The organism is Bordetella petrii, assembly GCF_020991325.1.
Taxonomy (GTDB): Bacteria; Pseudomonadota; Gammaproteobacteria; order Burkholderiales; family Burkholderiaceae_B; genus Bordetella_A; species Bordetella_A petrii_E.
The window spans coordinates 1-5,596 of the sequence record NZ_JAJMLX010000287.1; the positions used below are offsets into that span (position 1 = coordinate 1).

Annotated in this window: 8 protein-coding genes; 2 read left to right on the forward strand and 6 right to left on the reverse strand. The window is 66.0% G+C overall.

Annotation, left to right across the window (positions count from 1 at the left end; genetic code table 11):
- Positions 1 to 60: 60 nt before the first annotated feature.
- The 3 genes from LPZ50_RS20985 to LPZ50_RS20995 are packed head-to-tail and all read right to left on the reverse strand — an operon-like array spanning position 61 to position 1,867.
- Positions 61 to 591, reverse strand: a complete 531-nt coding sequence (locus LPZ50_RS20985) for a GNAT family N-acetyltransferase (RefSeq protein WP_419195625.1) — start codon at positions 589 to 591, stop codon at positions 61 to 63.
- Positions 592 to 600: 9 nt separating this feature from the next.
- Entirely contained in the window at positions 601 to 1,173 is a 573-nt protein-coding gene (locus tag LPZ50_RS20990) for a helix-turn-helix domain-containing protein (protein WP_230664613.1), read from the reverse strand.
- A 40-nt stretch (positions 1,174 to 1,213) separates the two neighbouring features.
- The gene (locus tag LPZ50_RS20995) at positions 1,214 to 1,867 is read right to left on the reverse strand and encodes a hydrolase (protein ID WP_230664615.1); all 654 of its coding nucleotides are present in this window, start codon (positions 1,865 to 1,867) and stop codon (positions 1,214 to 1,216) included.
- 146 nt (positions 1,868 to 2,013) lie between these two features.
- Between LPZ50_RS20995 and LPZ50_RS21000 the strand changes: the two genes are divergently transcribed.
- On the forward strand, positions 2,014 to 2,925 hold the full coding sequence (locus LPZ50_RS21000) for a LysR family transcriptional regulator (RefSeq protein WP_230664617.1): 912 nt from the start codon (positions 2,014 to 2,016) through the stop codon (positions 2,923 to 2,925).
- Here LPZ50_RS21000 and LPZ50_RS21005 read toward each other — a convergent pair.
- The 3 genes from LPZ50_RS21005 to LPZ50_RS21015 form a co-directional block, all read right to left on the reverse strand.
- Complete coding sequence (locus LPZ50_RS21005) at positions 2,896 to 3,282, reverse strand: DUF488 domain-containing protein (RefSeq protein ID WP_230664619.1); 387 nt, start codon at positions 3,280 to 3,282, stop codon at positions 2,896 to 2,898. The two genes, LPZ50_RS21000 and LPZ50_RS21005, sit on opposite strands and share 30 nt — an antisense overlap.
- A 25-nt stretch (positions 3,283 to 3,307) precedes the next feature.
- Positions 3,308 to 3,967: a thiopurine S-methyltransferase gene (locus LPZ50_RS21010; protein WP_230664621.1), complete on the reverse strand. Its 660-nt coding sequence runs from the start codon at positions 3,965 to 3,967 to the stop codon at positions 3,308 to 3,310.
- A gap of 86 nt (positions 3,968 to 4,053) precedes the next feature.
- Positions 4,054 to 4,893: an alpha/beta fold hydrolase gene (locus LPZ50_RS21015; protein ID WP_230664623.1), complete on the reverse strand. Its 840-nt coding sequence runs from the start codon at positions 4,891 to 4,893 to the stop codon at positions 4,054 to 4,056.
- Positions 4,894 to 4,973: 80 nt separating this feature from the next.
- Between LPZ50_RS21015 and LPZ50_RS21020 the strand changes: the two genes are divergently transcribed.
- On the forward strand, positions 4,974 to 5,594 hold the full coding sequence (locus tag LPZ50_RS21020) for a CGNR zinc finger domain-containing protein (protein WP_230664625.1): 621 nt from the start codon (positions 4,974 to 4,976) through the stop codon (positions 5,592 to 5,594).
- Positions 5,595 to 5,596: the final 2 nt, after the last annotated feature.

Consider the following 5,596-nt stretch of genomic DNA (forward strand, 5'->3'; position numbering starts at 1 on the left):
GGCCTGCACCAGCGCGGGCGCGGTAGGCGCGCCCGCGCGGCGTGGCCTGCCCACCGCGTACTACAGCAGTTTGTACATGATGGTGGTGGCATCGTAGCGCTGCCTGGCCACGTCCAGGCAGAATCCGGGTATCACCCCCGCGCGCTGGTAGCCCAGCGCGGCATAAAGCGGTTCGGCATGGTCGCCAGTGCGCGTGTCCAGCGTCAGCAGGCGGCGTTGCGCCATGCGCGCGCGCTGCTCCAGTTCCAGCATCAGCGCCCGGCCCAGGCCCTGGCGCCGGTGCCGCGGATGCACCAGCAACTTGCGCACCTCCGCGCGTTGCGGCTGGTTCGGGGGTGTATCGCAATCCAGCTGCACGGTTCCCGCGATGCGCCCATCGATATGGGCCGCCAGCAGGGTGCGCGTGCCCGCCTGCACGGCAGGAAACACTTTTTCGGCCCAGAACGCCTCGGCGTCAGCCTGCGTATACGGCAGCACGAAACCCACGCTGGCGCCGTCGTGCACGCAGGCGTGCAGCAGTTCGCCCAGGCCCGCCAGATGTCGTCCGGCCTCGCCGGCAGAAAGCGCCGCTAGCGGCACAAGTGTATCCACGAAAGACCTCTAGACAATGAACAACAGATAATGCGCGCCGCTGCGCGCCGGTGTAAGGAATTCGCTGGCCCCGGTCAGTTGGTAGCGCAGGCAATCGCCCGGCCGCAGCCGGTGCGCCCGTCCTTCCACGCCGACCTGCAACTGGCCTTCCAGCAGCAGCAGATGATGTTCCAGCCCTGGCCGGGGCGGATCCTGGTAATGGATGTGCGTACCGGGCGCCAGGCGGCATTCCAGCACCTCGCCGGCCAGGCGCTGGGCAGGCGGCGATACAGACCTGCGTTCGAAGCCGGTGGCGGTGTCGTTCCAGACAGGCTGCGCATCGCGCCCTACCACCGGCGGATAATCGTCTTCGACCAGCCGCATCAAGCGCGACAGGGTCATGCCGAACGCCGCGCACAGTTTGCCCAGCACACTGGCCGTGGGGCTGACGGCGGCATTTTCCAGGCGCGACAGCGTGGCGCGGCTGACCTGGCTGCGCTGCGCCAGGTCATCGAGCGACCAGCCTCGTTCGGCCCGCAAGGCGCGCAGGCGCAAGGCGATCTGGTGATCGATCGAATCGAGCGGCGTCTGGGTGTTTTCCATATTTGGGATATTCTCCCAAATATGGAAATTTGGCAAGATCTTAGCGCGTGCTGCCAGCCACCGGGGTGTTAAGCAGTTGCTGTTCCCACAAGTAGGCAATGCCGCTGCCGCCGGCATGTTGCTTGATCACGTCCGTCAGTTCGCCGATGTGCTCCGTCCGGGCCCAGTCGCGCTGCCATTCAGACGCCACCGCCAGCCAGGTCATCATGTTGGCGCCGGCCGCGATCATGCGCTGGATGGCCACTTCGTGCGCCTCGACCGAAACCCCGCCGGACGCGTCGGCCACCACCGTCACGTCCCAGCCTTCGCCCAGCGCCTGGATCGTCGGCATGGCCACGCACACTTCGGTCCACAGCCCGGCAATGATCAACTGCTTGCGGCCCGTCGCCTTCACGGCGTCGACCACTTTTTTATCTTCCCAGGTATTGATGAACGTCCGGTCGATTACCTCCTGGCCGGGAAATACATCCGTGATCTGGGGAAAAATGCGGCCGCCCTGCGCGGCGATCACGCTGGTCAGGATGGTGGGTACGCCAAACGCCTTGGCGGCTTTCGCCAAGCCCACGGAATTGTTGACCACCATCTGAGGTTCGTGGCTATTGAGATTTGCAAGCTGGTAAGGCTGGTGGTCGATCAGGACAAGCACCGAATCTTCCGGACGCAGCAGCGAGCCCAGGCCGTTACGAAAGGTCATTGTGTACACCCTTTGCGATGAATGAAATTGAGTTAACGGGAGCCAGGCATCCGCAGGGGTGCTGGCTGGATTGATTCTGGCATTCCCCTTTACGATGCGGTACCGGTCTGTCTTGCTACGCTGTGTCGCGAAATAGGGAACACTGAATGGATATCGAAGCACTGCAAACCTTCGTTGCCGTCGCTGACGCTGGGGGAGTTTCATCCGCTGCGCGCCGCCTGGGCGTTTCCAAGTCGGTGGTCAGCCGCCAGCTATTGCGGCTTGAAACAGAGCTGGGTGTGCAACTGCTGGCGCGCACCACGCGCGGCGCCGCGCTCACGGAAGCCGGCGCCACGTTCCGGGATCACGCGGCCAGGGTCTGCGCTGAAATCGACCTGGCCAGGGAAACCATGCTGCCGTCCGGCAAGCTTTGCGGGCGCCTGCGCGTTGCCGCGCCGCTTTCGCTAGGCCCGATGCTGTTTGCCACCGTGCTGGCGGAAATGGCGCAACGCCATCCGCAGGTCCATATCCATGCCTCGTACAGCGATCGATTCGTCGATCTCATCGCGGAAGGCTTCGATTGCGCGATACGGGTGGGCTATCTGCAGGACTCGAACCTGATCGCACGACGCGTCGCGCCGCTCTACGGAAAGCTGGTGGCCAGCCCCGCCTATATCGCGGCGCATGGTTCGCCCGAAATGCCCGATGAACTCGCTGGCCACCAGGCCCTGATGCAGGGCGCCGAAACGTGGCAGCTCATGGATGGCGACCGTGCCGTCACGGTTCATCCGCAGGGGCGTTTCAAGGCCGACAACGGCGCGGCGCTTGCCGCGGCGGCGGTTGCGGGGCTGGGCATCGCCTGGCTGCCCGACTGCGTCACTGGTGAATATGTGGCTTCCGGCGCGCTGGTGCCGGTAATGACACGCTACCCGCCGCCGCCGGCGGGGGTGTATGTCATCCGCCCGCCGGGGCAGTATCCCGAGCGCAAAGTGCGGGCCCTGACCGAACTGTTGATCGAGTCTTTTGACCAGGCCCCGCACGCTGCCGCGCTACGCCACGCGGGCGCCGCGCTCGAGTAGCAGTTCGCGCAGCACACTGCGATGGCAGCGGTGCTCATCTTCACAATAGCAGCCCACCGAGAAATCGGCCGTGGCGGAAAGCGCCGCCAGCAGGTCCAGTACTTTGCCGGGTTCGCCGGCATGCAGTTCGCTGCGGATCTTGCGGGCTACCTTGCGCCATTCGGCGTCGGTGGAAGCCGCCAGCGCCTGGCTGACCAGTTCCGCGCTGGGCGACAGGACAGGCAGCCAGACGTCGTAATAATTGCGCCGCGCGAACTCTGCCTTGGGCACGCCGCGCGGCGGGCGCCGTACCGTGCCGATGCGCAGCCCCTCGCCGGCCTGGCGGGGAGAGCCTAGTTGGACGATGCGTACGCTCATGCTTGCCTCGCAATTGGATTGGCGGCTACGGCCGCCGCTGCAGCCGGTACACCAGCGTGTCCAGCTGCGTCAGGCCCCGTTCCGCGAACTTGGGCTCTTTGGCCAGGATATCGCGCCGGTCTATCAGTACCGCGTCTGAATGCCCGGCATACACGGCCTGCACTTCTGCGTCGTTGACGGAAAAAGGCGGGCCTTCCATCTGGGCCTGGTCGTAGTCCAGGGTGATCAGCAAGCCACGGTAGCCGTCTGACAACTGCCCGTACACGTGGCGCGCATAGCGTGCCCGCATTTCGGCCGGCAGCGCCACCAGCGCGGCACGATCGTAGGCGCCCACGCAGGTGCCCAGTACCTCGGGCCCCAGGTCGAAGATGTCGCCGCAGTAGATTTCGATATCGCCGGCCTGGTAGTAGCGCCCGGCGCCGGCTTCGCGCACCTGCGCCTGCAACCCGTTCTCGGCATAGAACTGTTCGACGGCCAATGCCGACAATTCCACGCCCAGCACCTGGACCCCCTGCTGGGCCAGCCACACCATGTCCAGCGACTTGCCGCACAAGGGCACCAGCACCTTGCTGCCGGTGGGCAGCTCCAGGGTGGGCCAGTACTTGGCCAGCAACGGCGTCACGCGCGCCTGGTGAAAATGAGTGCGCCCGTCGCGCCAGCGTTCGAGCCAGAAATCCGCGTCCATGCTTTGTGTCTCCGGTTGCCATCTCTAGGGGTTCGATGCGTATTGTAGAGACGTAGAGACGCCGTCCGGAACCGGGGGGCGGCCTGTCATGCCGGAAGGAACTGCGCCAGGTGCGCCACGATGGCTTCGGGCGCGTCTTCCTGCATCAGGTGGCCGGCCTGGGGCACCGGCCTGAAATCAGGCTGGCGGAACCGCGCCGCCAATGCGCGGCCCCGCCCGATGGGCAGCCAGGCATCGTCTTCGCCCCACAGAATCATCACCGGGCAATCTATTTCGCCATAGCGGCGCTCGATCTCGTCGGTGTAGCGCTGGTCGGCCTGCGCCGCCTGACGGTAGAAGGCGGCCTGGCCTTGCGGCCCCGTCCAGGGCTGGGTGTACAGGGCCATGACATCGTCCGCCAGGTGCCGGAAAGCCGCGCCCTGGATATAGGCCTTCAGGATGGCGGCGTGGATATACGGCGGCATGCCCGCGAATGCGGCTTCATGTTCGCGCGCGTGGCGCGCGAACGGCGAGCCCCAGGGGGCCAGCGCCACCGCGTCGATCAGGGTCAGGCTGCCATAGCGGCAGCCTTCCAGCAAATTGGCGCGCAGGGCGGTGGCGCCGCCAAAATCGTGCGCCACCACGTCGGGCCGCTCAAGAGTCCAGTGGCGCAGCAGGGCGGCGAACAGGCGGCCCTGAACCGCCAGCGACACATCCTGCCCGGGGCGCTGTTCCGACTGCCCATAGCCCAGCAAATCGTACAGGTACACCTGGCGGCCCCGCGCCAACAGCGGCGCCACCTTGCGCCACACCGCGGCGGAAAATGGCGTGCCGTGCAACAGCACCACCGGCCTGCCCTGGCCCAGCACGGCGTAGCGCACGGCCTGCCCTTCGAAATCATACGTATGGGAAAGCGCCGGCAACCGGCTCGATGCGATTGAATCCATGATAACCTCTTAATTAAGTTTAAAGGGTTAGTTTTTTCCACCTTAAACTTAACCTGTATATCTAGTCAACAAGGTTAGACATGCCAAACGACGAGCCCGATACAAGCGGCACGCCGGACACCTTTGTCGGCGGGCACCCTTACCTGGATTTTCTGAACACCGGCGGCGGGCCCACCAAGGCGCGCGATGCGCCCGCGTTTGCCGACTGGGCCGAGGCCCTGCGCTGGCTGAGCCTGGCGGGGGTGGTGACACCCGCCGAACGCAGGCAGCTGGCAAAACTGGCCCAGGGCCCCGCCGCCCTGGCAGCCTTGAAGAATCTGGTATCGCAGCGCGAGCATGCCCATGCGGTGCTGTCCGCCGTGGCCGGCGACCAGCCCGCGCCGCCGGCTGCTCGCCGGTATCTGGAAAACGAGATCCGCCTGGCGCTGAAGCACGCCACGCTGCCGCTGTTTCCGGAACGCCAGCCCAGCTGGCACATAGACCGCGCCGCGGCGGGGCTGGACTTGCCGCGCCTGCGCCTGGCGCTCAGCGCGCAAGACCTGGTTGCCCATGCACCGCTGCACCGGCTGCGCGAATGCGAAGCCTGCAGCTGGCTGTTCCTGGATACGTCGCGGGGCGGCCGCCGACGCTGGTGTTCGATGGCCACTTGCGGCAACCGCGCCAAGGCGCCCCGCCACTACCGCGCCCAGCAGGCGGCCTAGCC

What these genes read in the sequence shown, in the direction of transcription:
- LPZ50_RS20990 (WP_230664613.1), bottom strand. Translation starts at nt 1,173, where the DNA reads ATGGAAAACACCCAGACGCCGCTCGATTCGATCGATCACCAGATCGCC.
- LPZ50_RS20995 (WP_230664615.1), bottom strand. Translation starts at nt 1,867, where the DNA reads ATGACCTTTCGTAACGGCCTGGGCTCGCTGCTGCGTCCGGAAGATTCG.
- LPZ50_RS21000 (WP_230664617.1), top strand. Translation starts at nt 2,014, where the DNA reads ATGGATATCGAAGCACTGCAAACCTTCGTTGCCGTCGCTGACGCTGGG.
- LPZ50_RS21005 (WP_230664619.1), bottom strand. Translation starts at nt 3,282, where the DNA reads ATGAGCGTACGCATCGTCCAACTAGGCTCTCCCCGCCAGGCCGGCGAG.
- LPZ50_RS21010 (WP_230664621.1), bottom strand. Translation starts at nt 3,967, where the DNA reads ATGGACGCGGATTTCTGGCTCGAACGCTGGCGCGACGGGCGCACTCAT.
- LPZ50_RS21015 (WP_230664623.1), bottom strand. Translation starts at nt 4,893, where the DNA reads ATGGATTCAATCGCATCGAGCCGGTTGCCGGCGCTTTCCCATACGTAT.
- LPZ50_RS21020 (WP_230664625.1), top strand. Translation starts at nt 4,974, where the DNA reads ATGCCAAACGACGAGCCCGATACAAGCGGCACGCCGGACACCTTTGTC.